Origin of the sequence: Streptosporangium sp. LJ11 (assembly GCF_051918945.1) — a bacterium.
In the GTDB taxonomy this organism is placed as follows: Bacteria; Actinomycetota; Actinomycetes; order Streptosporangiales; family Streptosporangiaceae; genus Streptosporangium.
The window spans coordinates 13,229-38,120 of the sequence record NZ_JBPXMB010000047.1; the positions used below are offsets into that span (position 1 = coordinate 13,229).

Below are 24,892 nucleotides of genomic sequence, written 5' to 3' on the forward strand. Positions count from 1 at the left end.
CCCAAGGACGGCCCGGCCGTGACACAACCATGACACGGCGCTGACGAGGCGGGGACACGGTCGGCCGACAGTGGACGGGGTTGACCGGCGCCTGTTCCCCCAGTGGCGGGTCCGGCTGTCTCCGTGCCACCGAGGAAGGCTGATCGATCGTGACCGAACGCGTACGCGTGGCTGTGCTGGCGGGCGGGCCGTCCGCCGAGCACGAGGTGTCGCTGCAGTCGGCGCAGGCCGTGCTCAACGCCCTGCCGAGGGATCTGTACGAGCCCGTCGCCGTCATCATCGACCGGCAGGGCAGGTGGCCGGTGGAACTGCGACGCGATCTCGTGGACGTGGTCTTCCCCGTGCTGCACGGGCCGTTCGGCGAGGACGGCGTCGTCCAGGGTCACCTGGAGACGCTGGGCATCCCGTACGTGGGCTGCGGCGTCATGGCCTCCGCCGTGGCCATGAACAAGGTCGCGATGCGGCGCGCGTTCCTGGGAGAGGACATTCCGGTCACCCCACATGTGTGGTTCACCGAGTACGAATGGGGCACCACCACCGACCACTGGGGTCTGGTGAAGTCGCTCGACTGGCCGATGTACGTCAAACCGGCCAACATGGGCTCCTCCATCGGCATCTCACGTGTCACCTCCATGGAGGAGCTGCGCGCGGGCGTGGATTTGGCGCTGACCTACGACCGGGTGGTCATCGTCGAGCAGGGCGTGACCGCGCGCGAGGTCATCTGCGGCGTGCTCGGCGGCTATGACACCCCGGACGCCTCGGTGCCCGGCGAGCTCATCGTGCCCGGCGACTGGCTCGACTACGAGGCCAAGTACCTCAGCCGGGCCGAGATCGCCGCCATCCCCGCCGCGCTGCCGGAACGGGTGGCCGAGGACGTGCGCGAGCTGGCCCTGCGCGCCTTCCGGGCGATCGGCGGCTACGGCCTGTCCCGTGTCGACTTCCTCTACGAGGAGGACACGGGACGCCTGTACGTGCTGGAGATCAACACCATGCCCGGCTTCACCTCCCGTTCCGTCTACGCCAGGTCGTGGGCCGCGAGCGGCGTCCCGTACCCGGACCTGCTGCGCCGCCTCGTCGACCTCGCGTTCGCCAGGAGCGGCTCATGATCCCCATGACGCTGAACCAGATCGCACAGGTCGTCGGCGCGAGCCTGCATGACGTGAGCGACCCGCGGGCACAGGTGACGGCGCCCTCGGCGGTCGACTCCCGCGAGGTGGTGCCCGGCGGCCTGTTCGTCGCGACGGCCGGCGCCCGCGTCGACGGTCACGACCACGCGGCCGGTGCCGTCGCGGGCGGCGCCGTCGCCGTGCTGGCCTCGAGGCCCGTCGGCGTGCCCGCCCTCGTGGTCGAGGACGTCCAGCTCGCGATCGGCCTGCTGGCCAGGCACCTGCTCGAACACATCAGCCCGACCGTGATCGGCCTGACCGGCTCCGTGGGCAAGACCACGACCAAGGACCTGCTGGCCCAGGTGCTCGAACGGCACGCCGCGACGGTCGCCACCGACAGGTCGTTCAACAACGAGCTCGGGCTGCCGCTCACCGTGCTGCGCGCCGATGCCGCCACCCGATACCTGGTGCTGGAAATGGGTGCGGGCCGCAAGGGCGACCTGACGTACCTGACCGGGATCGCACCACCCCGGGTCGGGCTGGTGCTCAATGTCGGCACCGCGCACGTGGAACGGATGGGAACCGGACCGGCCGACGTGGCCGAGGCCAAGGGCGAGCTGGTCGAGGCACTTCCGGCGGACGGGTTCGCACTGCTCAACGCCGACGACCCGTACGTCATGGGCATGGCCGGCCGCACCAGAGCCCGGATCCTGTTGTACGGCAGGTCGGCGAAGGCGCAGGTGCGGGCCGAAGACGTGCGGATGGCCGACCGCGCGCGAACCGCGTTCGAGCTGGTGACACCCTCCGGCCGCGCCCCGGTCGAGCTCGACCTTCTGGGCGAGCACCAGGTGGGCAACGCCCTGGCCGCCGCCGCCGTCGCCACCGCACTCGGCCTGGGCGTCGCCGAGATCGCCGACGGGCTGAGCGCCGCCCGGCGGCGCTCAGCGGGCCGACTGGAGATCGTCGAACGACCTGACGGCATCACCGTCGTCGACGACGCCTACAACGCCAGCCCCGAATCCATGCGGGCCGGGCTGCGGGCGGTGAAGGCCCTGGCCGGCACCCGCCGTACCGTCGCCGTGCTCGGCGCGATGGGGCAGCAGGCGGACGCCTCCCGCGCCCGGCACGCGGAGATGGGCCGGCTCGTCGCCGACCTCCGCTTCGACGTGCTGATCGCGGTCGGGGCAGGGGATCCGCTCGCGATGGCGGAGGCGGCGGAGTCCTCGAACCGGGGCGTGGCCGTCCACGCCGCCGAGGACGTGGCCGAGGCCCTCAGGCTTGCCACCGCGCTTGTCGAACCGGGAGACGTGGTGTTCGTCAAGGCCTCCAGCGAGATCGGGCTCGGCGCCTGCGCCCGTGCGCTGGCCGGCGCCTGACCGCCGGCGCATCGCCGAGGGGCCGGGCGGACCGGGCGAGTTCACGCCGACGCACCGCCTGGCCGGACCCGGCCGGGCCGGTGGCGGCACCGTCACCGTGGCCGGCACCGACCAACCTGCCGGCACAAGCCATCGAAACGGAGTTCCATGCGCACCATCGGTCTCATCGGCGGGTTGAGCTGGGAATCGACGATGATCTACTACCAGATCGTCAACCAGCGGGTACGCGAGCGACTCGGCGGCAGCCATTCCGCCAACAGCCTCATCTGGTCGGTCGACTACACGACCGTCGAGGACCTCATCTTCGCCGACCGCTGGGACGAGGTGGGTACGCTGCTGGCCGACGCCGGCGGGAAACTGGAGGATCTCGGCGCCGAGGTCCTGCTCGTCTGCAGCAACACCTTCAGCCGGGTGAGCGACGACGTGGCGCGGGCCACGGGCGTGCCCGTGCTGCACATCGCCGACGCCGTGGGCGCAGAGGTCCGCGCCAGGGGGATGCGCAAGGTCGGCCTGCTGGGCACTCGCTTCACCATGGAGCAGCCCTTCTACCGGGATCGGCTGGCCGCCCACGGCTTCGACGTGATCGTCCCGCGGCGCGAGCAGCGGGAACTGGCCCATCGCGTGATCTTCGACGAGCTGGTGCGCGGGGTGCTCCGGGAATCCTCCAGGGACGCGTACGCCCAGATCATCGCCGATCTCGCAGCCGGCGGAGCCGAAGGCGTCATCCTCGGCTGCACGGAGATCGAGCTCCTGATCACCGAGAAGGACACCGCCGTCCCGCTGCTGCCGAGCGCTCGGCTGCACGCGGAGGCGGCGGCCGGCTTCGCGCTGGCCGGCTGACGCACCCTCGGTCGCCTTCCTTCCCGGCGCGCCGGCGTTACCCCGGGCAGCTGCGGGGGCCGACGCTCTGCCCGGCACCGACGACGGTGACCTGGGCAGGGCCTCCCGGCGCCGTGGCGGCGGCCGTGCACACGATCTGCTCGACGGCCGGTGCGGACAGATCGCCGGCCGGAGTGGACAGGGTCACCACCAGGTGGCCGGCCGGCCTGGCGGTCACCGAGAACGGACCGGCTTCGGGCGGGACCTCGGTGGTGAATCCGTTCGCCCGCTCCCCCGCGGTGGGTCCGTCCGCCAGCAGCGTGAGCGTGTCCGCCGGGAACATCGGACGATCACGGGGCCGCGTCACCGCGCTGATCCGGCCGTTCTTCACCAGATAGAGGGTGGTCGTCGTGGTCGGTGCGACGCGTCCGCTCGGCGGGTCGCCGGCGGGGATGACGTCGCTGGGTTGCACGCCGCAGCCGGCCACGGCGGCGAGCGACACGAGGCCCGCGGCGAGCATGCGGCGGGCGGGTCCGGTCCTCATTCGGGGCCTCCGTCCGGATCGGGTGCCCGGCGTGGCAGGCGCAGCGTGAACACGGCGCCGCCGTCCGGGGCGTTGGCGACGGTGAGGTCGCCTCGGTGCAGACGCGCGTTCTCCCGCGCGATGGCCAGGCCCAGGCCGCTGCCCTCGGACCTGGCCCTGGTCGCGCTGGCCTTGTAGAACCGGTCGAACACGTGCGGCAGCACCGCCTCGTCCAGCCCCGGTCCGTGGTCGCGGACCTCGAGGGTGATCCAGTGCGGGTCGGCGCGAAGCCGTACCGACACCGGTGGCTCGCCGTGCCGCAGGGCGTTGCCGACCAGGTTCGCGAGGATGACGTCCACCCGGCGCGGGTCCAGCCGCGCCGTCACCCCGGCCGGTATCTCGGCCTCCACCCGCTCCGACCAGCCCCGGACGCGCAAGGTCGCGCGCACCAGTTCGGCCACGTCGACCTCGTTCGGCGCGAGGGCCGCGACACCGGAGTCGAACCTGCTGATCTCGATGAGGTCGTTCACCAGAGCGGTGAGGTTGAGGGTCTCCTGGCTGACCAGCCTGGCGGCCCTGCCGGCGGGATCGGGCAGCCGGGCCGCCTCCTCCTCCAGGACGTCGGCGACCGCGGTGAGCGCGGCCAGCGGGGTGCGCAGCTCGTGGGACACGTCGGCCACGAACCGGCGGGCGTCGGCCTCCATCTCACGAAGCTGCCTGACGAGCCGCTCCAGCTCCGCGGCGGTGTTGTTGAACGTGCGCGACACGTCGGCGAGCTCGTCGGAGCCGCGCACCGCGATCCTGGTCCGCATCTCGCCCTCGCCCAGCAGGCGTGCCGCCCGGCCGAGCTCGCGCACCGGGCCCAGCACGCCACGGGTGGCCAGCAACGCCAGGACGACCGCGAACGCCAGGGCCGCCCCGCCGATGAGCCAGGCGCGTGCGGCGAGTTCGTCGACGCTGCGCTCTTCGGGAAGCAGGCTGCGCGCGCTGTAGACCTCGATGCCGGACACCCGCGTCGACCGGTCCTGCTCGATGATCAGCAACGGCATGCCGATGATCAGGATGGGCGCGTCCCGCCAGACCACGCGTTGCCACGCGGTACGGCCGCCGGCCACCACCTGCCGCAACTCCGGTGAGATCACCTTGAGGTCCGAGAGCCGGGCGTTCCCGTCCGGCCTCCAGGGCCCCGACCCCGGCGCCGGGGGCGAGGCCGGGGGGAGCGGCGAGTGCGTCTCGCCGTAGACGGCGACCGCGAAGCTGTTCTGGTCGGCCGCGGCCGCGGCGATCTCGCCGAGCTCGTCCGGGCCCGGCGCCGCGCTCCGCAACGGGTAGAGCGCCTCCAGGCGGCTGGTCATCGCCTGCACCGCGGCGTCCTGGGTCCTCTGCAGGATGGCGTTGCGGGCCTGGACGTAGATCCCGCCGGCCACCGCCGCCGCGGTGACCACGCACAGCAGCGCGAAGGCGGACAACAGCCGGGCACGCAGCCCCAGGCTCGGCCGGGGTGTCACCGGCGGCTCACACCGGCCCGAACCGGTACCCGAACCCACGCACCGTCTGCACGTAGACGGGCGCCGCCGAGTCGTCCTCGATCTTCGCGCGCAACCGTTGCACGCACGCGTCCACCAGGCGCGAGTCGCCGAAATACCCGTGCTCCCACACCGACTCCAACAGCTGCTGGCGGCTGTGCACCCGGCCCGGCGTGCCGGAGAGTTCGAGCAGCAGGCGCAGCTCGGTCGGGGCGAGGTCCACCGGCACGCCGCGTTTGGCGACCACGATCCCGGCACGGTCGATGGTCAGCTCCCCGTGCCGCTCCAGCTCCGCCTGCTCCCGGCCGATCCGCCGGAGCACGGCGCCGATGCGCGCCTCGAGCACCCTGGGCTGCACCGGCTTGACCACGTAGTCGTCGGCGCCCGCCTCCAGCCCGGCCACCACGTCCATGTCGTCGCCGCGCGCGGTCAGCATGATGATCGGCAGCTGGCCGGCGGCCCGGATGCGGCGGCAGACCTCGAACCCGTCCATGCCTGGCAACATCAGATCGAGCACGACGACGTCGGGAAGGTCCGTACGCAGCCGCTCCAGCCCCTGCTCGCCGGACTCCACCGCGCGCACCCGGTATCCGTGCAAGGTCAGGGCCAGCTCAAGGCCCTCCCGCACGGCCGGGTCGTCCTCGATCAACAACACTCGCGACACGCCCCCGAGTTTCACAGCACGCCCCCGTAACTCGTCCGCCGGTCGGTCCCGTCCACTGTCGACCGGCCGTGTGCCCGCCTCGTCTTCGCCGTGTCATGGTTGTGTCACGGCCTCGCCGACGGTCGCGCCGACGGTGGCCGCCGTCGACGAACGGTGACATGCGGCGTACAGCGCGCGCATTCGGCACCAATCGTAGTTCGTCGGGCGGGACCCGCCACAAGAACCCCCGCACCGTCAAGCGCTGAGCCGCGGTGGCGCGATCTCCCGCACCTGGTGACAGCGCTCTCACCAAGACCCCGATCAGTCGAGAACCTTGATCTTCTTCATGGTCGGCTGGGAGATCACCCGGGCCACCCCGGGAATACCGATGATCTTCCCGGTCTGGAACGCCTCGTAGGCGGCGTAGTCGGCGACGAGAACGCGCAGGTGGTAGTCGGGGGTGGCGAACAGACGGCGGAACTCGACGACCTCGTCGTAGGCGGCGATGGTCCTCTCCAGTTGCTCCAGGGTCTTCAGATCGCTCACGGCGACCTCGATGGAGACGATGACCTCCAGCCCGCCGCCGAGGATCCCGTGATCGACCGTCGCCCGGTAACCGGTGATGACGCCCGCCTCCTCCAGGCGCTTCACCCGGCGTAGGCACGGGGGCGGAGTGAGCCCCACGCGCCTGGCGAGCTCGACGTTGGTCAACCGGCCGTCCTGCCGCAGGTGAAACAAAATTTCGCGATCAATGGCATCAAGTATGTTTTCATTGCTCATATTGCGATTCTAGAGCCAGAATCGGGAACCATATGAGGTTGATTTCAACCTAGAATTACGTCAATTGCATTCCGGCGGCTTAACGCCCCGCTTTCCGCCGTGCACGCCCATACGGGCTCCGGGGGCGAGCCGCACCGTGACACCGTCCGACGAGAGGTGAGAACCCGTGACGAACCACGCCGCGCAGGTCGGAGCCTGGCTGGACGAACGGGCCGAGGAGATGGCTCTGCTTCTCGAACGTCTCGTGGCCGTCGACTCCGAGAACCCGCCCGGCCGCGCGCTGGGCCGCTGCGCGCGGGTGCTGCGCGAGGCGATGGACCGTCTCGGCCTGTCCCCGGAGATCATCGACCTCGTCGACCCGTCCGGTGAGCTCGAAGAGCCCTGCGTCGTGCGCGGCACCGCCGGCGACGGTGACAGGCTCGTCTACTTCCACGGCCACTTCGACGTGGTGCCCGCCCAGAGCCGCGGGCAGTTCACGGCCGTACGCCGCGACGGGAGGATCATCGGCCGGGGCGCGGCGGACATGAAGGGCGGCATCGTCAGCATGCTCTACGGCGCCGCGGCGGCCAGGGATCTGGGGCTGCTCGGCGACGGGCGGATCGTCGTGCACCTGGTGTGCGACGAGGAGACCGGCAGCGTCGTGGGCGCCGGGCACCTGCGCGCCGCCGGGCTGATCGAGCCGGCCGCGCTGGCCATGGTCACCGCCGAACCCAGCGGCGGGGCCATCTGGAACGCCGCCCGCGGCGCCGTCTCCGTCCGCGTCGACATCCGGGGCCGCGAGGCCCATGTCGGGCAGGCGAACCTCGGTGTCAACGCCTTCCGGCAGATGCTGCACATCGCCCGCCCCGTCGAGCGGTACGCCGCCGAGATGGCCGGGCGGCACACCGGCTTCCCGATGAGCGACGGTGACGCTCGCGGCAGCATGCTCGTCGTCGGCGGCCTGTCCGGCGGCGGCTCCAACTTCAACGTCGTGCCCGGCTCGGCCTTCTTCACCGTCGACGGCCGCTACAACCCCGAAGAGGATCTGGAGGGCGAGCTCAAGCGCCTGACCGGCCTCATCGAGGACGCCGCCCGCGAGATCGGCGCCGACGTGTCGATCCGCACGACCCAGCTGCAGCCCTCCGCCGGCACCGGGCGCGACCATCCCGCGGCCGTCGCGCTAGCCCACGTCGTCGGCGACGTCCAGGGCGCGCCGGCCCGGTTCGAGATGTGCGCGGGCATCCTGGAGACCCGCTGGTACGCACAGCTCGGCATCCCCGCCTTCGGCTACGGCGCGGGCCGCCTGGACGTCTCGCACGGCCCCGACGAGTACATCGACGAGATCGCCATGCGCCGCTGCGCCGCCGTGTACGCCCGCTACGCGAGCGACATGCTGTCCTGACGAACCGGGTGCGGGCCCGCCCCGGTGGTGTCCCGGCGGGCCGCACCCGGAGGCGTCAGGGGGTCAGCCGGTGGAGGTCACGGGGGAAAAGGGTGGCACGGCGGATGTTGTCGGCCCCCGTCAGCCGGGTGGTCCACCGTTCCAGGCCGATGGCGAAGCCACCGTGCGGGGGCATCCCGTGCCGGAAGGCGGCGAGATAGCCGGCGTACGGCTCCGGCGACTCCCCGCGGGCCGCCAGGGCCGCGAGATAGTCCTCGTGGCGGTGCAGGCGCTGGCCGCCGGTGACGAGCTCCAAGCCGCGAAAGAGCAGGTCGAAGCTGTTGGAGTACTGCGGCCTGCCGGGCTCGGGGTGGGTGTAGAAGGGGCGTTTGGCCATCGGGTAGCCGGTGACGAACAGGAACTCGCTGCCGTGCTCGCGCAGCGCCCACCGCGACAGCCAGCGTTCGTGGGCCGGGGCGAGGTCCGGCTCACCCCGGGGGTCCTCATCGGTGTGGGCGGCCAGGAGTTCCTGGGCCCGGGCGAAGTGGATCTCCGGGATCCGTTCCGGGACGTCGGGCAGCTCGACGCCCAGCAGCGCGCACGCCTCGCCGGCGTGCCGTTCGACGGCGGCCGTCATGCCCGCGATCACCTCGCGCAGCACGGCCATCACCTCCCGGTGGTCGCCGACGAAGCCGAGCTCGGCGTCCAGCGAGGTGTACTGGGCCAGGTGCCGCGCGGTGTCGTGGGGTTCGGCCCGGAAGACCGGCCCGGTCTCGTAGACGCGCTCGAAGACGCCGACCATCGCCTGCTTGAAGAACTGCGGTGACTGGGCCAGGTAGGCGCGGGTGCCGAACCAGTCGATCCCGAAGACGCCGGCACCGGACTCGGTCGCCGAGGCCACCACCTTGGGCGTGTGGATCTCGGTGAAGCCGAGCGCGTCCAATGTCGCGCGGAAACCCGCCACCGAGACCGCGGAGATGGCGTGGGGCGCCCGCAGCAGCGGATGGCGCAGGGTGACCGGGGCATGGTCGAGGATGGTCGGCAGGGTCGCCGGGACCGCGGGACGGTAGAGGTCGAACGGCGGGGCGGCGGCCGGTCCCGACAGGGCGGTCACCGCCGGGGACGTCACCTCGGCTCCGCCGGGAGCCTGGGGGCTGGCGGTCACGGTCCCGGTGATCTGCAGGACGGTCTCTTCTGGGTGGCCGCCGGCCGCGGCCATGGCCTCGGGCTCGGTGACCACGGCCTGGACCAGGCCGGAGCGGTCCCGCAGGACGAGGAAGACCACGGATTTCAGGGTTCGCCTGCGGTGCAGCCAGCCCTGGACGGTCACCTGCCGGCCGATTCGCCGCGGGAGCTCCGCGGCCAGGGTTCTGCGGGTGGACGGGACAGTCGCGGATGAGGAGATCATCACAAACCTCTGGTCAGTGAGTGGTGATCCCTTGGGAGTGCGGGCGAGAAGGGAACTCGCGGTGCCACCGCACTTTCACCGCCGTGGCGACGGCGGCCTCGATGGGCCCGGTGACGGGGGCCGGCCGGCGGGGCATTGGGCGCGGACGCCGTTTCTCCCCGCACTCGGGAGGGTCTTCGTCACCGGGGACGGGGCCGCCTTCGCAGCTGCCGGCGGCTCTCTCCTGCCCGCCCTGATCCCGTGACTACTCGTCTCCGTCAATGCGTTGCCGGAAGAGTACGCGTGCGCTGTCACGCATCGCAACCACAATCGCCGCGCGTCGCGGAGCACGCCGAGAAGGCGGCCCGTAGGTTCCGCGGCCGGGGCAGGGTCGGCCGGTCGGCGGTCCGGGTGGCGCCCGCCGGGGAGGATCGGGCAGGCGTTCCCGCGGCCCGTGGCCTCGGCGGGGGCGAGCGCGGGAGGCGAGCGCAGGGGCCGAGCGGGGTCAGACGGGCCGGCGGGTGGGCGTGATCGTGATCCGCTGGAGGGTCGCGCGCGGCGGCAGCGTGGCGATGAAGCCGACGGTCTCGGCGATGTCCTGCGGCGTGAGCCACTCCGTCGTCTTCCCGGAACCTCTCAGCCACCGGAACGCACCGTTGCCGGTGACGTGGCGCCGTGGCCTGGTTTCGGCGACGCCCTGTTCGAGCCTGGACACCCGCACGTTCTTGACGCCCAGCTCGACACGCAGGTGATGCGAGAGGCGGGTGACGTACGTCTTGGTGCCGGAGTAGACGGCGAAGTCGGGGAAGCCGTTCCGCGCCGCGATCGACGAGGCGTTGATCAGATCGGCCACGCCACGCTCACCGGCGGCCTTGACCAGCTGCGGGGTGAACGCGCCGAGGACGTTCGTCAGCCCGGTGATGTTGAGGTCGATCTGACGCCTGCACCGATCGGCGACCGGCTCCTCGATCGGGACGGGCAGCATGACGCCCGTGTTGTTGATCAGCAGGTCGGCGTCTTTCAGCTCGGCCGCCACCCGGCCGGCGGCCGAGCGCACCGCCGCGGCGTCGGTCACGTCAACGGCGATCGCCAGGGCGGTGCCGCCGTTCTTCCCGATCCGGGAGACCAGCCTGTCCAGCCGGTCCGCACGCCGGTCCAGGACGGCGACACGCGCGCCCAGCCCCGCCAGGTGTTCGGCCGAGGCCTCGCCGACGTCGTCGAAGGCGCCGGTGATGACCGCCACGCGGCCGGTCAGGGGCTTGCCAGGGATTTTCCCGAGCATGGGCACACCTCCCAACGAGAAACGGATCAAGGGATGGGCCGTGGCCGGCAACCGTCCCACACATCCAGCACACCACCTCCGAGCTCCGTTTACGGGGCCGGAACAGGCCCTGAGCAGGCAGGTACCCGCAGGGCCACCCGGCGAAGGCGCGCCACACCCGGCGGGTCCACACTGGAGACATGGACCGTGGTAGCGAGATCGCCGACTTTCTGCGCTCCCGCCGGGCCCGGGTCACCCCCGGTCGGGCGGGGCTGGCGGATGACGGCCGCATCCGGCGGGTGCCGGGACTGCGCCGCGACGAGGTCGCCCGCCTCGCCGGAGTGAGCACCGAGTACTACACCCGTCTTGAGCAGGGCCGCGCCAGAAACCCCTCCCCGGAGGTCGTCGCGACCCTCGCACGCGCGCTCCAGCTCGATCTCGCGGAGCGCGAGCACCTCACCGACCTGCTGGCGCGGCCCGTACCGGCTCCCCGTACCCCCGCCGGCCCGCAGCGGGTCCGCCCGGGCCTGTACCTCACGCTCCAGGCCCTGGAGCGCGTCCCCGCCTTCATCCTCGGCCGGCGCACCGACGTGCTGGCCGCCAACCACCTGACCTGCGCGGTCCTGACGGACTTCGAGGCCATCCCCGCCCCCCGGCGCAACCTCGCCCGCTACTACCTCCTGGACCCGGAGGCCCGTGACCGCGTCGGGAACTGGGCGGAGGCGGCCTCCGAGACCGTCGCCATGCTCCGCTTCGAAACAGGCCGCCACCCGCACGACCGGCTGCTCGCCGACCTCGTGGCCGAGCTCACCCTGCGTTTACCCCAGTTCACCACCTGGTGGAACGACCACCACGTCCTGCGCCGCACCCATGGCAGCAAGCACTACCACCACCCCGTGGTCGGTGATCTCCATTTCTTCTACGAGACCTTCCAGCCTCCCGACGACCCCGACCAGACCCTGTGCGTCTACAACCCCGAACCCGGCTCCGCCACCGCCGAGGCCCTGCGGCTGCTGAGCCGGACTCCCTCCCGGCCCCGGGGGTGAGGGACGGGCATGAGAGGACTCGGCGGCAGCACGCGGAAAGGCGCTGCGGGCGGGCGCCGCGCCGAAGGCGGAGGGCGGCGTGATCGCCGCCTACTCCTGGACGATCGCCGCGGTCTGGAGGCGTGCCGCGTCCTGGCCCGGTGGGACTCCGAACATGCGCCGGTACTCGCGGCTGAACTGCGACGGGCTGTCGTATCCGACGGCGTATCCGATCGCGGCCACGTCGTGCGGCGCCGCGATGAGTCGCAGGCGGGCCTGCTGGAGCCGGAGTTGTTTTTGATACTGAAGTGGACTCATGGCGGTCACCGCACGGAAGTGCCGGTTGAGCGAGGAGACGCTCATCCCGACCGCGTCGGCGAGGTCGTCGATGCGAATCACCTCGTCATAGCGGGCCCTGATCCACCCGATCGCACGGGCGACGAGGGTCGTGCGGCTGTCGGCCAGGCCGATCTGTCTGACCAGGTCCGCCTGGGGTCCGTTCAGCAGCCGCCAGTGGATCTCGCGTCGCACGCCGGGGGCCAGTATCGGGATGTCGGGTGGCTCGTCCAGCAGGCGCAGCAGCCGGACAACGGCGTCGAGCAGCTTGTCGTCGGCGTCACTGGTCGCGACGCCCGGTCCGTCGTTGGGCGCACGACTGGAGCGAACGACGGCGGGACCCGCTTCCACCAGCAGTTGCGCGATGGTCGCGGGCCGCAGCGGGAGTCCGAACCCGAGGAACGGCTCGGCGGGCGTGGCATGCGTGATCTGTGAGGTCAGGGGGAGGTCGACGGTCACGACGAGGTACTGGCCCGCTTGGTAGTCAAAGACGCGATCATTGAGGACAGAGCGCTTCGCTCCCTGGGCGACCAGGGCGAACATGGGGGTGGTGACCGTGCCCAGCGGTTCGGTCACGTGCCCGGTCGAGAACACCGTGACTCCCTCGATCCCCAGCGGGCGGGGACCACCCGCGGCCAGTCGCGCGATCCGGTCGCGAAGTTCCTCCAGGTGACGCACCACACCAGTGGACCATGAAGGTATGGACGAAACCAAGATGATCCGGGCAAGGTTGAGCGGATCGTGCAACGTTGCGCGCGTATCGTTCTAGGGGATCGCGACGCTTCGGGCTCAAATGGAGGAACGCGGGGAGACGGCGTCCATGCCGTCCCCACCTCTATCAGCTTGGAGTCACGGGATGTCGCTCGATTCCTACGTCACGCTCGGCCGATCGGGCCTGCGGGTCAGCCCGTTCACGCTCGGCACGATGACCTTCGGTGAGGATCACGGATGGGGCTGCAGCCCAGAGGAGTCCAGGAACATCCTTGCGGCCTACCTGGACGGGGGCGGCAACTCGATCGACACGGCCAACATCTACACCAACGGCCACTCCGAAAAGATCATCGGTGACTACTTCGCCGGCCGGCCCGCACTACGTGATCGAGTAGTGATCGGCACGAAGTTCTTCGGCAACCTGTACGAGAACGACCCCAACGGCGGCGGAGCCAGCCGTAAGGCGATCGTGCAACAGCTGGAGAACTCGCTACGGCGCCTGCGGACCGACTACGTCGACGTCTACTGGCTGCACAACTTCGACCCGTCCACGCCGGTCGAGGAGACCCTCCGCGCGCTGGACCACCTGATCGGCGACGGCAAGGTCCGCTACGTCGGATTCTCCGACGTGCCGGCCTGGGCGACGGCCGAGGCGGCCACCATCGCACGCCTGCGCGGCTGGGCCCCGATCATCGCCCTGCAGCTGGAGTACTCCCTGCTCGAGCGGACCTCGGAAGGGGAGCTGATCCCCATGGCCCAGGCCTTGGGAATGGGCGTGATGGCGTGGGGGCCGCTGAAGAGCGGGTTCTTGTCCGGCAAGTACTCCAGTGCCGGCACCGGCCCGGTGGACACCGCTCGCGCGCAGCTGGTGGGCGCCCCGAGCAAAGCCGACCATGTCGTGATCGACGCGCTCAACGACGTCGCCGGCGACGTGGGCGCCAGTCCCGCTCAAGTGGCCCTGGCCTGGGTACGGGGCCGTCCCGGGATCACCTCCACCCTGATCGGAGCACGCCGCATGGACCAGTTCGAGGTCAACCTGCACGCCCTGAACGTCACCCTCACCGAAACCCAGCGCGCCACGCTCGATGACGTGTCCACTCCCACGCTGAACTTTCCCGCCGAGAACAACAGGCACCTGGGCCGCACGCTGCAGTTCGCCGGAGCCACCGTGGACGGGTTCCCGTCGATGGTCTCCCCGCTCCTGCGGGCCGGCAGCGCTCGCTACTGAGACGCGGGCCGGCGCGCCGGCCGTCACCGGTCCAGCCTGCCCGCCCTGTCCCGCAGGTAGCGCTGTTCGGGAAGGCTCGTGGTACGCCGGGCCGCCAGCCGGTAGTTCTCTCGCGCGGCGGCGTGCTCGCCGGCCAGCTCCTGCAGGTGGGCGCGCACGGCGTGGAGGCGGTGGTGACGGGTGATCCGGGAGTCGCCGTCCAGGCTTTCCAGCAGTTCGAGCCCGGCCCGGGGCCCGCGGGTCATCGCGACCGCGACGGCGTGATTGAGCGTGGCCATCGGGTTCGGCGCGATCCGGGTGAGGATCGCGTACAGGATGCGGATCTGTTCCCAGTCGGTGTCCCCGGCTCGCGGCGCCTGGACGTGCAGCGCGGCGATCGCCGCCTGGAGCTGGTAGGGACCGAGGGCCGAGGCGGACATGGCGTCGGTGATCAGCGCGGCGCCCTCCTTGATCATGGCGGCGTCCCACCGGTTCCGGTCCTGCTCGGCCAGCGGCACGAGGGTGCCGTCCGGGCCGGTGCGGGCCGCTCGGCGGGCGTCGGTCAGCAGCATCAGCGACAGGAGCCCGGCGACCTCGCCGTCGTCCGGCAGGGACCGGTGCACCATCCGGGTGAGCCGGATCGCCTCCGTGGTGAGCTCGCCGCGGTGCAGGTCGGGTCCGGAGCCGGCGGTGTAGCCCTCGTTGAAGATCAGATAGAGCACGTGCAGGACGGCGTCCAGCCGTCCGGCCCACTCCTGGGCGCCCGGCGTCTCGAACGAGGCGCCGACGGCCTTGATCCGTTGCTTGGCGCGGCTGATCCGCGGCGCCATGGTGGCCTCCGGCATGAGGAACGCCCTCGCCACCTCGGCGGTGGTGAGGCCGCCGACGGCGCGCAGCGTGAGCGCCACCTGGGAGGCGGGCGTCAGCGCCGGGTGGCAGCACAGGAACAGCAGCGTGAGGGTGTCGTCGTGGTCGCGAGGGCTTTCGTCTCCGGGAGCCGGCGCGAGGCCGGCGTCCGGCGCCTCCCGCACCGCCGCGGCGGCCTCCCTGCGGCGGCGGGCCTGCTCGCTGCGTACCTGGTCGATCAGACGGCGGGAGGCGACGGTCACCAGCCAGGACAGCGGACTTTCCGGGACGCCCTCGGCGGGCCACCGCGTCGCGGCCGCGAGCAACGCCTCCTGCACCGCGTCCTCGCCCTCCTCGAACCCGCCGTAGCGGTGCAGGAGCACGCCGAGGACCCGCGGCGCCAGCTCGCGCAGCAGGTCCCCGAGGTGTTCGGAGGCGTTCACATCTCCATCCCGGCCGCGTCCATCAGCGGCCGCACCTCCACGCCGCCGACCTGATCGCTCGACATCAGGGTGGCCAGTTCCACGGCGCGCTCCCGGCTCTCGCAGTCCACCACGTACTGGCCGGCGACATGGTCCGGGGTCCGCAGGTACGGGCCCTCGGTCACCGTCACCACGCCGCCCCTCACCCTTACGACGGCGCCGATGGAGGGATCGGCGAGCGCGTGGGCACTGATCAGTTCCCCCGCCCGCCCGGCCACGGCCAGGAAGTCCTCATGGTCGAACCCCTCCCCCGGCGGGTCCGCCGCGTCCAGGTAGAGACTCAGCAGGAACTTCACCGCGTGCTCAGCCGTCCGCCGTGCCCGCGTGGACCACCGGCCGCACCTCGATGCCCAGGCCCTCGACGCCGGCGTCCGGAATGAGCGCGGCCAGTTCCAGGGCACGTTCCCTGTTCTCGCACTCCACCAGGTAGTAGCCGCCCAGGTACTCCTTGGCCTCAAGGTAGGGCCCGTCCGTCACCGCCGGGACGCCGCCCCGGACCTTGACCACGGCGCTCCGCGACGGGTCGGCCAGCGCGACGGTGCCGATCATCTCCCCGGACCTCCTGACGGTCTCCATGAACGCGCCGTGGCCCCTCATCACCTCGTCGCGCTCCTCCTCGGTCAGCGCGTCCCAGATCCGCGGGTTGTTGTGCATGATCAACAAGAATTTCACGTCGTCTCCTCCGAAGGCCGGGCGGCGCCCCTGAGGCGCCGTTCACCATGAAGTCGGAGCCGGTGCCGCATTCTTGCGGTACCGGACCGCAAGGATCTCCACGCTGTTTCGACTACCTCCCGAAAGGGGCACCTGACCTGGGCGTTCCATCAGAAGATACTTGCCGGCTCCCCGAAGGAGAACGCATGTCGCAGCTGTTGAGGGTGCAATGTTTCAACGTGTCGCAGGACGGGTTCGGTACCGGTGAGGGGCAGAGCCTGGAGCGGCCCTTCGGCCACGCGGACCCCACCTCCCTGTGGTCCTGGGCGAGCGCCACCGCCGGCTGGGTGAACCGCACCGACCCCGGAGGCACCCGCGGCCTGGACGACTACCTGACCCGCGCCCATACCAGCAACATCGGGGCGGAGATCATGGGGCGTAACAAATTCGGCCCCCAGCGCGGCCCCTGGGAGAACCACGAGTGGCAGGGGTGGTGGGGAGGCACCCCGCCGTTCCACACGCCGGTCTTCGTGCTCACCCACCACGAACGCCCGTCCTTCACCCTGGCCGACACCACCTTCCACTTCCTCGACGCGACACCGGCCGAGGCGCTGGCACGCGCGAGGCAGGCCGCAGGCGGCCGGGACGTGCTCCTCGGCGGCGGAGTCGCCACCATCCGCGAGTTCGTCCAGGCCGACCTGGTCGACGTGATGCACATCGCCGTCGCGCCCGTCGGCCTCGGCCGAGGCGAACGGCTGTGGAACAGCCACACCGACCTGCTCGACCGCTTCCACCTCGAGACGGTACCGAGCCCCAGCGGAGTCACCCACCTCCTGTTCTGGAGACGGTGACCACCGCCCCCGCACGATCGCACGCGCATGCCGCGATGAGCGCGTACCTGCCCGTCGACCCCGGGACGGGCAGGTCGTCAGCGGTGTGACGGTTCCGGGACCGCGGGTGCCTCAGCGATCGGCCGGGACCGGGACGAGGCCGTCGGCGACGAGACCGGCGAGGACCGCCTCCCCCAGGACCTGGACCGCGGACTGCGGGCGGACCATCACCGTGAGTTCCTTGATCAGGCCGTCCCGGTCGAACTGGAGGAGGTCCATGCCGTGGATCTGCTTGCCGCGCACGGTGGCCCGGAACAGCAGGACGGCCGACGGGGCCTCGGTGCCGTCGGTGCTGGTCTGCGCGGTGCCGTCGAAGTGCCCGATGTAGCGGAAGTCGTCCTCGAAGGTGCGCAGCAGGACACCGAGGAGCCCCAGGACCATGGCCCTGCCCTCGAAGGGGGTGAACTTCACCGGGCTGTACACGCGGACGTCGTCGGTGAGCAGGGCGCCCAGCGCGGCGAGGTCGCGGCTCTCGACGGCGGCCCGGAAGCGGTCTGCGGTGGTCATGACTGCACCTCAATACTCAATAAAATGATTAATCAATTACTTGAGTATCATGGCGGACAAGCACTGGGAAAGAGGGAGGACGGGGGCGACTCGATGGCGTTGCGGCACGCCGTGCTGGCGGCACTGATGGACGAGGAGCTCAGCGGGTACCAGCTGGCCAAGGCGTTCGACATGGGCGTGGCGAACTTCTGGCACGCCCTGCCCCAGCAGCTGTACGCCGAGCTGGCCAAGCTGGAGAGGGAAGGGCTGGTCGCCGGCCGGGAGGTGGTCCAGGACACCCGGCCCAACAAGCGCCTGTTCAAGGTCACCGAGACCGGCCTGGCCGAGCTGGAACGGTTCGCGGCGACCGCCGGCAAGCCCTCCTTCATCCGTGACGACCTTCTCGTCAAGGTCCAGGCCGCCGACCACGTCGACACCGACGAGGTGATCGCCCAGCTCATGGAGCGAGCCGCCTTCGCCGACGCCAAGATCGAACTGTTCGGCGGGCTGCTGCGGCGGATGCGCGGCGACAGGAGCGAGGAGGATTTCCTGCGCCACGGTGAACGCGTCGGCCCCTACCTGACCTGCCTGCGCGGCCTCGCCTTCGAGCGGGGCAACCGGGACTGGTGCCACCGGAGCGCGGCGATCCTGCGGGAGAGGCGGATCTCTCATGCCCGGCGGTGAGCACCTGCGCCACGTCGCCCTCCGGGCACTCCCCGATCCCGCGGTCGCCCGCGGGATCGGGGAAGGCGCGGTCGCGAGCCTCCTGCGGCTGCCCGGTCAGGCGCCGACGTAGGCCGCGAGGTGCTCGCCGGTGATGGTGGAGCGGGCGGCGACGAGGTCGGCGGGAGTGCCCTCGAAGACGATCCGGCCGCCGTCGTGGCCGGCGCCGGGACCGAGGTCGATGATCCAGTCGGCGTGCGCCATGACCGCCTGGTGGTGCTCGATGACGATGACCGACTTTCCGGAGTCGACGAGCCGGTCGAGCAGGCCGAGCAGCTGCTCGACGTCGGCGAGGTGCAGGCCGCTGGTCGGCTCGTCGAGGACGTAGACGCCGCCCTTCTCGGCCATGTGGGTGGCCAGCTTGAGCCGCTGCCGCTCGCCGCCGGACAGCGTGGTGAGCGGCTGGCCGAGGCTGAGGTAGCCGAGCCCGACGTCGGCGAGCCGGCTGAGGATGGCGTGCGCGGCCGGTATGCGCGCCTCGCCGGCGCCGAAGAACTCCTCGGCCTCGGTCACCGACATCGCGAGCACCTCGCTGATGTCGCGGCCGCCGAGGTGGTGGTCCAGCACCGATGCCTGGAACCGCCTGCCCTCGCACTCCTCGCAGGTGGTGGCGACGCCGGCCATCATCCCCAGGTCGGTGTAGATGACGCCGGCGCCGTTGCAACCGGGGCAGGCGCCCTCGGAGTTGGCGCTGAACAGTGCCGGCTTCACGCCGTTGGCCTTCGCGAACGCCTTGCGGATCGGCTCGAGCAGTCCGGTGTACGTCGCCGGGTTGCTCCGTCGCGAGCCGCGGATCGCCCCCTGGTCGACCGACACCACACCCGCGCCCGCGGGGACCGACCCGTGCACGAGCGAGCTCTTGCCGGAGCCGGCGACACCGGTGACGACGACGAGCACCCCGAGCGGGATGTCGACGTCGACGTCGCGCAGGTTGTGCGCCTTCGCGCCGCGGATCTCCAGCGCGCCGGTGGGCTTTCGCACCGTCTCCTTGAGGGTGGCCCGGTCGTCGAAATGGCGGCCGGTGATGGTGCCGCTGGCCCGCAGCCCCTCGACGGTGCCCTCGAAGCAGACGGTGCCGCCCGCCGTGCCGGCGCCGGGGCCGAGGTCGACGACGTGGTCGGCGATCACGATCGTCTCCGGCTTGTGCTCCACGACGAGCACCGTGTTGCCCTTGTCCCGCAGCCGCAGCAGCAGGCCGTTCATCCGCTGGATGTCGTGGGGGTGCAGGCCGACGGTGGGCTCGTCGAAGACGTAGGTGACGTCGGTGAGCGAGGAGCCGAGATGGCGGATCATCTTGACGCGCTGCGCCTCGCCGCCCGACAGCGTGCCCGAGGAACGGTCGAGCGAGAGGTAGCCCAGCCCGATCTCCACGAACGAGTCGAGGGTGTGCCGCAGCGCGGCGAGCAGCGGCGCCACCGACGGCTCGGCGAGGTCGCCGACCCATCCGGCCAGGTCGCTGATCTGCATCGCGCACGCGTCGGCGATGCTGATCCCGCCGATCCGCGACGACCGGGCCGCCTCGCTGAGCCGGGTGCCCTCACACTCGGGGCAGGTGGTGAAGGTGACGGCCCGGTCCACGAACGCCCGGATGTGCGGCTGCATCGCCTCCCGGTCCTTGGACAGGAACGACTTCTGGATCTTCGGGATCAGCCCCTCGTAGGTGAGGTTGACGCCGTCGACCTTCACCTTGACCGGCTCCTTGTAGAGGAAGTCGTGGAGCTCCTTCTCGGTGTACTTGCAGATCGGCTTGTCCGGGTCGACGAAGCCCGACTCGGCGTAGACCCGCACGCTCCAGAAGCTGTCGGACTTCCAGCCGGGGATGGTGAACGCGCCCTCGGCGAGCGACTTGGAGTCGTCGTAGAGCTGGGTGAGGTCGATGTCGGAGACCGCGCCCTGGCCCTCGCAGCGCGTGCACATGCCGCCGACACGGGTGAAGGTCGCCTTCTCGGTCTTGCGGGCGCCGCGTTCGACCGTGATCGCACCGCTCGCCCGGACCGTGGGGACGTTGAAGGAGAACGCGTTGGGCGAACCGATGTGCGGCTGCCCGAGCCGGCTGAAGAGGATGCGCAGCATCGCGTTGGCGTCGGTGGCGGTGCCGACCGTGGAGCGGATGTTGGCACCCATCCGCTGCTGGTCGACGATGATCGCGGTCGTCAGCCCTTCGAGCACGTCGACCTCGGGCCGCGCCAGCGTCGGCATGAAGCCCTGCACGAAGGCGCTGTAGGTCTCGTTGATCAGCCGCTGCGACTCCGCGGCGATCGTGCCGAACACCAGCGAGCTCTTGCCCGAGCCGGAGACGCCGGTGAACACCGTCAGCCGGCGCTTCGGGATCTCGACGCTGACGTCCTTGAGGTTGTTCCCGCGCGCGCCGTGCACGCGGATCAGGTCGTGGCTGTCGGCATCGTGCGGCGCGGGCGACTGCGTGTCCGTCCTGCCGGCCATGTTCATCGTGTCTCCATATGTGTAGGGGGGGCCGCCTTCGCGGTCTCCGCCGGCGTCGCCTGGCTCGATCTAACCAGCTTCGAGCGGTACGTCTGGTTTTCCCTTGTCGGCCCGGTGGAGGCGGGGTCAGCGGTACGGCGTGGCACCGGCGGCACCTCGCCGTCCCGGCCGGAGGACGGCGGAATCGGGCACGGCGCACCGCCCCGAGGCGCCGGCCACCCGGACGCCTCGGCCGTGGTCGCCGGAGGGGTCAGCGGAGCTCGTTGATGCGGGTCAGGTTGCCCGCGGGGTCGCGGACCTCGAAGCCGAGAACGTCACGGTAGAAGGCCGGCGAGGTGTCCGGATCGTCGTGCGGGAGGAAGGCGGCGTGAACGGTGATGTCCATGGCGATCACGCTAGGCGCGGCGCGGGGGCCGGCGCTTCTCGATTCCTGACGGGTCTGGTCACCCGTTTCGCCACGCACGGCGGCATCCCCGCCGTCGCGCGCGCCGCCTGGCGCCGGTAGATGCTGGGCGGCATGCCGACCAGTTCGGTGAAGCGGGTGCTGAAGGTGCCCAGTGACGAGCAGCCGACCGCGAAACAGACCTCGGTGACGCTGAGGTCGCCCCGGCGCAGCAGTGTCATCGCGCGCTCGATGCGCCGCGTCATGAGGTAGCCGTACGGCGACTCTCCGTAGGCGAGCCGGAACTCGCGGCTGAGGTGCCCGGCCGACATGTGCGCGCCGCGGGCGAGCGCCTCGACGTCCAGCGGCTGCGCGTACTCCCGGTCGATCCGGTCGCGGACGCGGCGCAGCCGCGCGAGGTCACGAAGGCGCTGCGCCGGGACGGGCCTGCTGGTCACCCGCACAATCGTATGTCGCCCCGGAATCGCCCGGTGACCTCGCGGTCGGTTCGGGAAACCCGGTGCGCGTCCCGGGTGGGGGCACGCCCTTGAGCGAGGTGACGCGTCCGGGCAGGGCGATCTTGGGGGGGAGGTTCACCCGCAGATGGACGTGATGGTCCTCGCCGTTGAACTCGGCAGGCCCGGTCCAGAAGTCGGCGCACACGTCCCGCGGCCGTACACTGGCGAACATTAGTCATAAATATTGACTATCATGAATCTTTACTAGTTGTGGCCAGGGGAAGACATGACCGAGACGCTCGACCACGAATCGATCTTCGAGCAGGCGTGGCAGGCGCCGGGCACCACGTCGGTGGAACTGCCACCGATACGGGTGAACGACGTGTTGCGCGACCGCTACGACACGCGGCCACCGTTCGCCTACACCGGCGCGCAGCTGTGGGACATGGAGGTCCGCAAGGCCGCGGCACCGGACAGGTACATCCCCACGGTCGTGAGAGCAGGCAGCGCCGAGAAGTTCCCGAGCGCGCGCCACGGCCGGTTCGAGGACTTCACCAGGGTGTCGGTGCAGCGGCTGTGGGCCCACCCTGACCGGTACACGACGGTCATCGAGCATGTCCGTCTCGATCACCGGGACCGGCGCGCGTTCTTCATCGGCGCCGAGCGCTTCGAGACGCCCGACGGCCGCGTCCTCACCGCCGGAACCGGACAGCCGGTCTTCCATGTCGAGCACTCCGTGACCGGTCCGGAGGACGACCCGCTCAACCTCTGGCGCGTCGTCCACCTGACCGACGGACCTGACCCGTCTTTGGTGGCCGCCTTCGACGACCTGGCAGGCGATCGCTACCTGCGGGTGTTCATCGAGGTGCACCTCCGCGAGGATCTCGGACGCGAGCTCGTCCGCCGCTGAGGACGCGACCCCGGCCGGCCGGCGATGGGAACGGCGAGCCGCTCCGCCGCCGGCCGGATCCCCGCGGCGTCGGGACCGCCTCGCGCAGACCGTCCGTGCCGCTGGGCGGTTCCGGGTCGTGCCGCACCACGCCTCGGCGAGACCGGCGAGGCCGAAGCCGATGGCGAGCGTGGTCGGCGGAAGCCTCTCCGGCGCCGGTCGGGGGGCGGGCGCTTCGGCCGGTGCGTGGCGATGGACGAGGGTGCCGGTCATGATGTCCTCCGGGGGCGACGGCCGCGGGCGACGCGGACCGGGCCGACGGCACCGCCGGCGGTGGCGGTGCCGTGTCGGGTGAGGTGATGGTCTCCGGGTGGCGCTCAGACGTCGGCGGCCCGCAGGACGAGGCCGGCGACCTCGTCAGGGTGGGAGGCGAACACCGCGTGGGAGGCGCCCGCGATGCTGACGACCTCGCCGCCGGCGCGCTCGGCCATGAAGTGGTGCGCGGCGGCCGGGATGTTCCTGTCCGCCTCGGCGATCAGGAAGAAGCCGGGCAGCTCCGTCCACGCCTGCGGGCCCTCGGCGGCTTCGTTCAGCGCGGCGGCGGTGATCGGCCGCTGGGTCGCGGCCATCACCCGCGTCGTCTCCTCGGGCACGTCGGCCGCGAACTGGTTTCGGTAGAGCTCCTGCGCGACGTACATGTCCTGGTTGCCGTCCGGCAGCGGCACCGGCCGCAGCGTCTCGGCAAGGGTGCTGCCGGGGAACTTCCCGGACAGGCTCGCCCCGCTCTCGCCCGCCTCCGGAGCGAACGCCGCGATGTAGACCAGAGCGGAGACGTTCTCGGCCCCGGCGGCGGCCTTGCTGATCACCATCCCGCCGTAGGAGTGCCCGACCAGGACGACCGGGCCCTCGATCGTGTCCACCAGCGCACGCACCTGCGCCGCGTCGTAAGCCACCGAGCGCAGCGGGTTGGGCGCCGCGATGACCTGGTGCCCGGCGGCCTGCAGCCGCTCGGCGACCGGGCCCCAGCCGCCCGACTGCGCGAACGCCCCGTGCACCAGGACGATGGTCGGCTTCTTGTTCGTGGCCATGGCTTCCTCCGAAAGGTCTCTCGTTCGTGCTGACGGAAACCATGGTCGGCAGGACGCCCGCGAACAGCACCTGTCAGATGACCGTCGTCCCGACGGTCACCGTCACGGCCGCAGTCATCTGACAGGCGTTGCCCACCGGCCTCGCCTCGACGATGGTTCCCGTCAAGACGAACGCGACGCGCAGCAAGGGGCAAGGGCCATGACCACAGAACTCGTCGGCCGGACATTCGCCGCCGACCTCGCCCGGCTGAAGGTGAAGCTGACCTACGACACGGATTCGAAGATGACCTTCGTGGTCACGTCGGGCGCCGCGATGGTGGCCGACGGTCACACCGAGACCGTCGAGGTGGAGATCACCGAGATCCGCCCGCGGGTCTACCTGGTCTCCTGGCAGGAGGCCACCGGTGCGACCGTGGTCCACGTGGAGGACCTGGAGCACTCCGTCGTGCATTCGACCGTGACCCTCGACGGGCGGCTCTACCGCCTGGCCGGCACTTTCACGGAGGTCTGACGATGTCGAACAAGGAGATCCTCCGCACCGCCATGCGCGAGCTGTTCGAGGACAAGGACGTGACGGCGCTGGATCGCTACTGGGCCGAGCCGTACGTGCAGCACAGCCCGAACCTGCCCAACGGCCTCGCCGGGCTGCGCGCGGCGGTGCCGTCGCTCGAGGGCTTCAGCTGGAACCCGGAACGCATCTTCGAGGACGGTGACTACGTGATCGCGCACAGCCGGGTGAGCGGCTGGATCCCGGAGGGGGACGCGGCGATCGTGGACATCTTCCGCTTCGAGAACGGCCGCATCGTCGAGCACTGGGACGTGGTGCAGCCGTACGTCCCGGCGGACAAGACGCTCAGCGGCAACGCGATGGTGTGAGGGCGTGAGGATGTGAGCGCGACCAACGGTACGAGGCGCCCGCACAGGTCACTTCGGTTCACTTCGGTGCCGATCGACCTCGTGCCGCGCCGTGTGCCGGCGACCGGGCCACCCCGGTCGCCGGCACACGGCGCGGCGAACTCAGCCGGGCCGCTCCCCCTCGACCGGCGGTAGGGCGTCCACCCAGCTGCGCGCCAGCTCGGCCCGGCCGCCCGCCCGCAACAACGCCGCCGGTCCGCGGGACGCCTCCTCGAAGATCGCCAGCGTGCCGCCGTCCGGCTCCTCCAGCAGGAGCCACGACTGGTAGAAGCTCAGCTCGTCGCTCACCGCGGCCCAGCCGAAGCGGGTCGGGCGGACCAGCTCGCCGACGATCCCGTCCAGCACGTGCGGTGGCGTCACGACCACGAAGCGGCCGCCGACGGCGAGCTCGCCGGAGACCTCCGTGCGGTCGACCTCCCGCTGCCAGCTCGGCCACATCTCGACGGCGACCAGATGGGCGAAGACGGCGACGGCCGGGGCCGCCACGCGGCGTTCGTGGCTGACGAAGCTGTCACAGCGGTCCGGGCCCCAGCCCGGGGGCCAGTGGACGCCGGGGTGCGGTTCTGCGCTCATGTCTTCC

27 protein-coding genes and 1 pseudogene are annotated in these 24,892 nt (G+C 71.2%); 12 read left to right on the forward strand and 16 right to left on the reverse strand.

What is annotated here, in order from left to right:
- Window positions 1-149: 149 nt before the first annotated feature.
- The 3 genes from ACTOQ3_RS41135 to ACTOQ3_RS41145 all read left to right on the forward strand — a co-directional run bounded on the left by ACTOQ3_RS41135 (window position 150) and on the right by ACTOQ3_RS41145 (window position 3,322).
- Window positions 150-1,106, forward strand: coding sequence for a D-alanine--D-alanine ligase family protein (locus tag ACTOQ3_RS41135; protein WP_440089306.1), 957 nt, complete (start codon window positions 150-152; stop codon window positions 1,104-1,106).
- Complete coding sequence (locus tag ACTOQ3_RS41140) at window positions 1,103-2,482, forward strand: UDP-N-acetylmuramoyl-tripeptide--D-alanyl-D-alanine ligase (RefSeq protein WP_440089308.1); 1,380 nt, start codon at window positions 1,103-1,105, stop codon at window positions 2,480-2,482. The genes ACTOQ3_RS41135 and ACTOQ3_RS41140 overlap by 4 nt, the downstream gene beginning before the upstream one ends.
- A 147-nt stretch (window positions 2,483-2,629) precedes the next feature.
- Window positions 2,630-3,322 carry an aspartate/glutamate racemase family protein gene (locus tag ACTOQ3_RS41145; RefSeq protein WP_440089309.1) on the forward strand — a complete coding sequence of 231 codons (693 nt, stop codon included), beginning with the start codon at window positions 2,630-2,632 and terminating at the stop codon, window positions 3,320-3,322.
- A 37-nt stretch (window positions 3,323-3,359) separates the two neighbouring features.
- On the opposite strand, the gene ACTOQ3_RS41150 is transcribed toward ACTOQ3_RS41145, so the two are convergent.
- From ACTOQ3_RS41150 to ACTOQ3_RS41165, 4 genes are all read right to left on the reverse strand, one after another.
- Window positions 3,360-3,845, reverse strand: coding sequence for a hypothetical protein (locus ACTOQ3_RS41150; RefSeq protein WP_440089310.1), 486 nt, complete (start codon window positions 3,843-3,845; stop codon window positions 3,360-3,362).
- Window positions 3,842-5,332 carry an ATP-binding protein gene (locus ACTOQ3_RS41155; RefSeq protein ID WP_440089311.1) on the reverse strand — a complete coding sequence of 497 codons (1,491 nt, stop codon included), beginning with the start codon at window positions 5,330-5,332 and terminating at the stop codon, window positions 3,842-3,844. The genes ACTOQ3_RS41150 and ACTOQ3_RS41155 overlap by 4 nt, the downstream gene beginning before the upstream one ends.
- Before the next feature lie 7 nt (window positions 5,333-5,339).
- Entirely contained in the window at window positions 5,340-6,014 is a 675-nt protein-coding gene (locus ACTOQ3_RS41160; protein WP_440089312.1) for a response regulator, read from the reverse strand.
- 300 nt (window positions 6,015-6,314) lie between these two features.
- Window positions 6,315-6,704, reverse strand: a complete 390-nt coding sequence (locus ACTOQ3_RS41165; RefSeq protein ID WP_440089313.1) for an Lrp/AsnC family transcriptional regulator — start codon at window positions 6,702-6,704, stop codon at window positions 6,315-6,317.
- Window positions 6,705-6,939: 235 nt separating this feature from the next.
- Here ACTOQ3_RS41165 and ACTOQ3_RS41170 point away from each other — a divergent pair, with 235 nt between their 5' ends.
- Window positions 6,940-8,154, forward strand: coding sequence for a M20/M25/M40 family metallo-hydrolase (locus ACTOQ3_RS41170; protein ID WP_440089314.1), 1,215 nt, complete (start codon window positions 6,940-6,942; stop codon window positions 8,152-8,154).
- A gap of 55 nt (window positions 8,155-8,209) precedes the next feature.
- Here the strand turns inward: ACTOQ3_RS41170 and aspS are convergent, their stop codons facing one another.
- Window positions 8,210-9,541 carry an aspartate--tRNA(Asn) ligase gene (gene aspS, locus ACTOQ3_RS41175; RefSeq protein ID WP_440089315.1) on the reverse strand — a complete coding sequence of 444 codons (1,332 nt, stop codon included), beginning with the start codon at window positions 9,539-9,541 and terminating at the stop codon, window positions 8,210-8,212.
- Between the two features lie 484 nt (window positions 9,542-10,025).
- Window positions 10,026-10,862 carry an SDR family oxidoreductase gene (locus ACTOQ3_RS41180; protein ID WP_440089317.1) on the reverse strand — a complete coding sequence of 279 codons (837 nt, stop codon included), beginning with the start codon at window positions 10,860-10,862 and terminating at the stop codon, window positions 10,026-10,028.
- Window positions 10,863-10,981: 119 nt separating this feature from the next.
- Between ACTOQ3_RS41180 and ACTOQ3_RS41185 the strand changes: the two genes are divergently transcribed.
- Entirely contained in the window at window positions 10,982-11,827 is an 846-nt protein-coding gene (locus ACTOQ3_RS41185) for a helix-turn-helix domain-containing protein (protein ID WP_440089319.1), read from the forward strand.
- A 90-nt stretch (window positions 11,828-11,917) separates the two neighbouring features.
- Here ACTOQ3_RS41185 and ACTOQ3_RS41190 read toward each other — a convergent pair whose 3' ends face one another.
- Window positions 11,918-12,823, reverse strand: coding sequence for an AraC family transcriptional regulator N-terminal domain-containing protein (locus ACTOQ3_RS41190; protein ID WP_440089320.1), 906 nt, complete (start codon window positions 12,821-12,823; stop codon window positions 11,918-11,920).
- A gap of 175 nt (window positions 12,824-12,998) precedes the next feature.
- On the opposite strand from ACTOQ3_RS41190, the gene ACTOQ3_RS41195 reads away from it, so the two are divergent.
- Entirely contained in the window at window positions 12,999-14,081 is a 1,083-nt protein-coding gene (locus ACTOQ3_RS41195) for an aldo/keto reductase (protein ID WP_440089322.1), read from the forward strand.
- A gap of 23 nt (window positions 14,082-14,104) precedes the next feature.
- Here ACTOQ3_RS41195 and ACTOQ3_RS41200 read toward each other — a convergent pair whose 3' ends face one another.
- Genes ACTOQ3_RS41200 through ACTOQ3_RS41210 form a run of 3 tightly spaced genes read right to left on the reverse strand, consistent with a single transcriptional unit; the run spans window position 14,105 to window position 16,060 of the window.
- Window positions 14,105-15,349 carry an RNA polymerase sigma factor gene (locus ACTOQ3_RS41200; RefSeq protein ID WP_440089323.1) on the reverse strand — a complete coding sequence of 415 codons (1,245 nt, stop codon included), beginning with the start codon at window positions 15,347-15,349 and terminating at the stop codon, window positions 14,105-14,107.
- On the reverse strand, window positions 15,346-15,684 hold the full coding sequence (locus ACTOQ3_RS41205) for a YciI family protein (RefSeq protein ID WP_440089324.1): 339 nt from the start codon (window positions 15,682-15,684) through the stop codon (window positions 15,346-15,348). Before ACTOQ3_RS41205 ends, ACTOQ3_RS41200 begins: the two co-directional genes overlap by 4 nt.
- A gap of 7 nt (window positions 15,685-15,691) precedes the next feature.
- Window positions 15,692-16,060, reverse strand: a complete 369-nt coding sequence (locus ACTOQ3_RS41210; RefSeq protein ID WP_440089325.1) for a YciI family protein — start codon at window positions 16,058-16,060, stop codon at window positions 15,692-15,694.
- 185 nt (window positions 16,061-16,245) lie between these two features.
- On the opposite strand from ACTOQ3_RS41210, the gene ACTOQ3_RS41215 reads away from it, so the two are divergent.
- On the forward strand, window positions 16,246-16,890 hold the full coding sequence (locus ACTOQ3_RS41215; RefSeq protein ID WP_440089327.1) for a dihydrofolate reductase family protein: 645 nt from the start codon (window positions 16,246-16,248) through the stop codon (window positions 16,888-16,890).
- Between the two features lie 111 nt (window positions 16,891-17,001).
- Here the strand turns inward: ACTOQ3_RS41215 and ACTOQ3_RS41220 are convergent, their stop codons facing one another.
- Window positions 17,002-17,436 (reverse strand): nuclear transport factor 2 family protein, encoded by a 435-nt coding sequence (locus ACTOQ3_RS41220; RefSeq protein ID WP_440089328.1) that lies wholly within the window; start codon window positions 17,434-17,436, stop codon window positions 17,002-17,004.
- Window positions 17,437-17,529: 93 nt separating this feature from the next.
- Here ACTOQ3_RS41220 and ACTOQ3_RS41225 point away from each other — a divergent pair, with 93 nt between their 5' ends.
- Both ACTOQ3_RS41225 and ACTOQ3_RS41230 read left to right on the forward strand, forming a co-directional pair.
- Window positions 17,530-18,099 (forward strand): PadR family transcriptional regulator, encoded by a 570-nt coding sequence (locus ACTOQ3_RS41225; RefSeq protein ID WP_440089330.1) that lies wholly within the window; start codon window positions 17,530-17,532, stop codon window positions 18,097-18,099.
- Window positions 18,086-18,211 carry a hypothetical protein gene (locus tag ACTOQ3_RS41230; RefSeq protein WP_440089332.1) on the forward strand — a complete coding sequence of 42 codons (126 nt, stop codon included), beginning with the start codon at window positions 18,086-18,088 and terminating at the stop codon, window positions 18,209-18,211. The genes ACTOQ3_RS41225 and ACTOQ3_RS41230 overlap by 14 nt, the downstream gene beginning before the upstream one ends.
- Here the strand turns inward: ACTOQ3_RS41230 and ACTOQ3_RS41235 are convergent.
- The 3 genes and pseudogenes from ACTOQ3_RS41235 to ACTOQ3_RS41245 form a co-directional block, all read right to left on the reverse strand.
- Window positions 18,196-20,586 (reverse strand): ATP-binding cassette domain-containing protein, encoded by a 2,391-nt coding sequence (locus tag ACTOQ3_RS41235; RefSeq protein ID WP_440089333.1) that lies wholly within the window; start codon window positions 20,584-20,586, stop codon window positions 18,196-18,198. The genes ACTOQ3_RS41230 and ACTOQ3_RS41235 overlap by 16 nt on opposite strands.
- A gap of 274 nt (window positions 20,587-20,860) precedes the next feature.
- Window positions 20,861-20,965 (reverse strand): annotated as a pseudogene (locus ACTOQ3_RS41240) (VOC family protein); the annotation flags it as partial.
- Between the two features lie 5 nt (window positions 20,966-20,970).
- Window positions 20,971-21,420: a helix-turn-helix transcriptional regulator gene (locus tag ACTOQ3_RS41245; protein WP_440089335.1), complete on the reverse strand. Its 450-nt coding sequence runs from the start codon at window positions 21,418-21,420 to the stop codon at window positions 20,971-20,973.
- A gap of 286 nt (window positions 21,421-21,706) precedes the next feature.
- Between ACTOQ3_RS41245 and ACTOQ3_RS41250 the strand changes: the two genes are divergently transcribed.
- The gene (locus ACTOQ3_RS41250) at window positions 21,707-22,330 is read left to right on the forward strand and encodes a hypothetical protein (protein WP_440089336.1); all 624 of its coding nucleotides are present in this window, start codon (window positions 21,707-21,709) and stop codon (window positions 22,328-22,330) included.
- A gap of 356 nt (window positions 22,331-22,686) precedes the next feature.
- On the opposite strand, the gene ACTOQ3_RS41255 is transcribed toward ACTOQ3_RS41250, so the two are convergent.
- Window positions 22,687-23,397 carry an alpha/beta fold hydrolase gene (locus ACTOQ3_RS41255; protein WP_440089338.1) on the reverse strand — a complete coding sequence of 237 codons (711 nt, stop codon included), beginning with the start codon at window positions 23,395-23,397 and terminating at the stop codon, window positions 22,687-22,689.
- 199 nt (window positions 23,398-23,596) lie between these two features.
- Between ACTOQ3_RS41255 and ACTOQ3_RS41260 the strand changes: the two genes are divergently transcribed.
- Both ACTOQ3_RS41260 and ACTOQ3_RS41265 read left to right on the forward strand, forming a co-directional pair.
- On the forward strand, window positions 23,597-23,908 hold the full coding sequence (locus ACTOQ3_RS41260; protein ID WP_440089340.1) for a phenolic acid decarboxylase: 312 nt from the start codon (window positions 23,597-23,599) through the stop codon (window positions 23,906-23,908).
- A 2-nt stretch (window positions 23,909-23,910) separates the two neighbouring features.
- Entirely contained in the window at window positions 23,911-24,273 is a 363-nt protein-coding gene (locus tag ACTOQ3_RS41265) for a nuclear transport factor 2 family protein (RefSeq protein WP_440089342.1), read from the forward strand.
- Between the two features lie 141 nt (window positions 24,274-24,414).
- Here the strand turns inward: ACTOQ3_RS41265 and ACTOQ3_RS41270 are convergent, their stop codons facing one another.
- The gene (locus tag ACTOQ3_RS41270; protein ID WP_440089344.1) at window positions 24,415-24,885 is read right to left on the reverse strand and encodes an SRPBCC family protein; all 471 of its coding nucleotides are present in this window, start codon (window positions 24,883-24,885) and stop codon (window positions 24,415-24,417) included.
- Window positions 24,886-24,892: the final 7 nt, after the last annotated feature.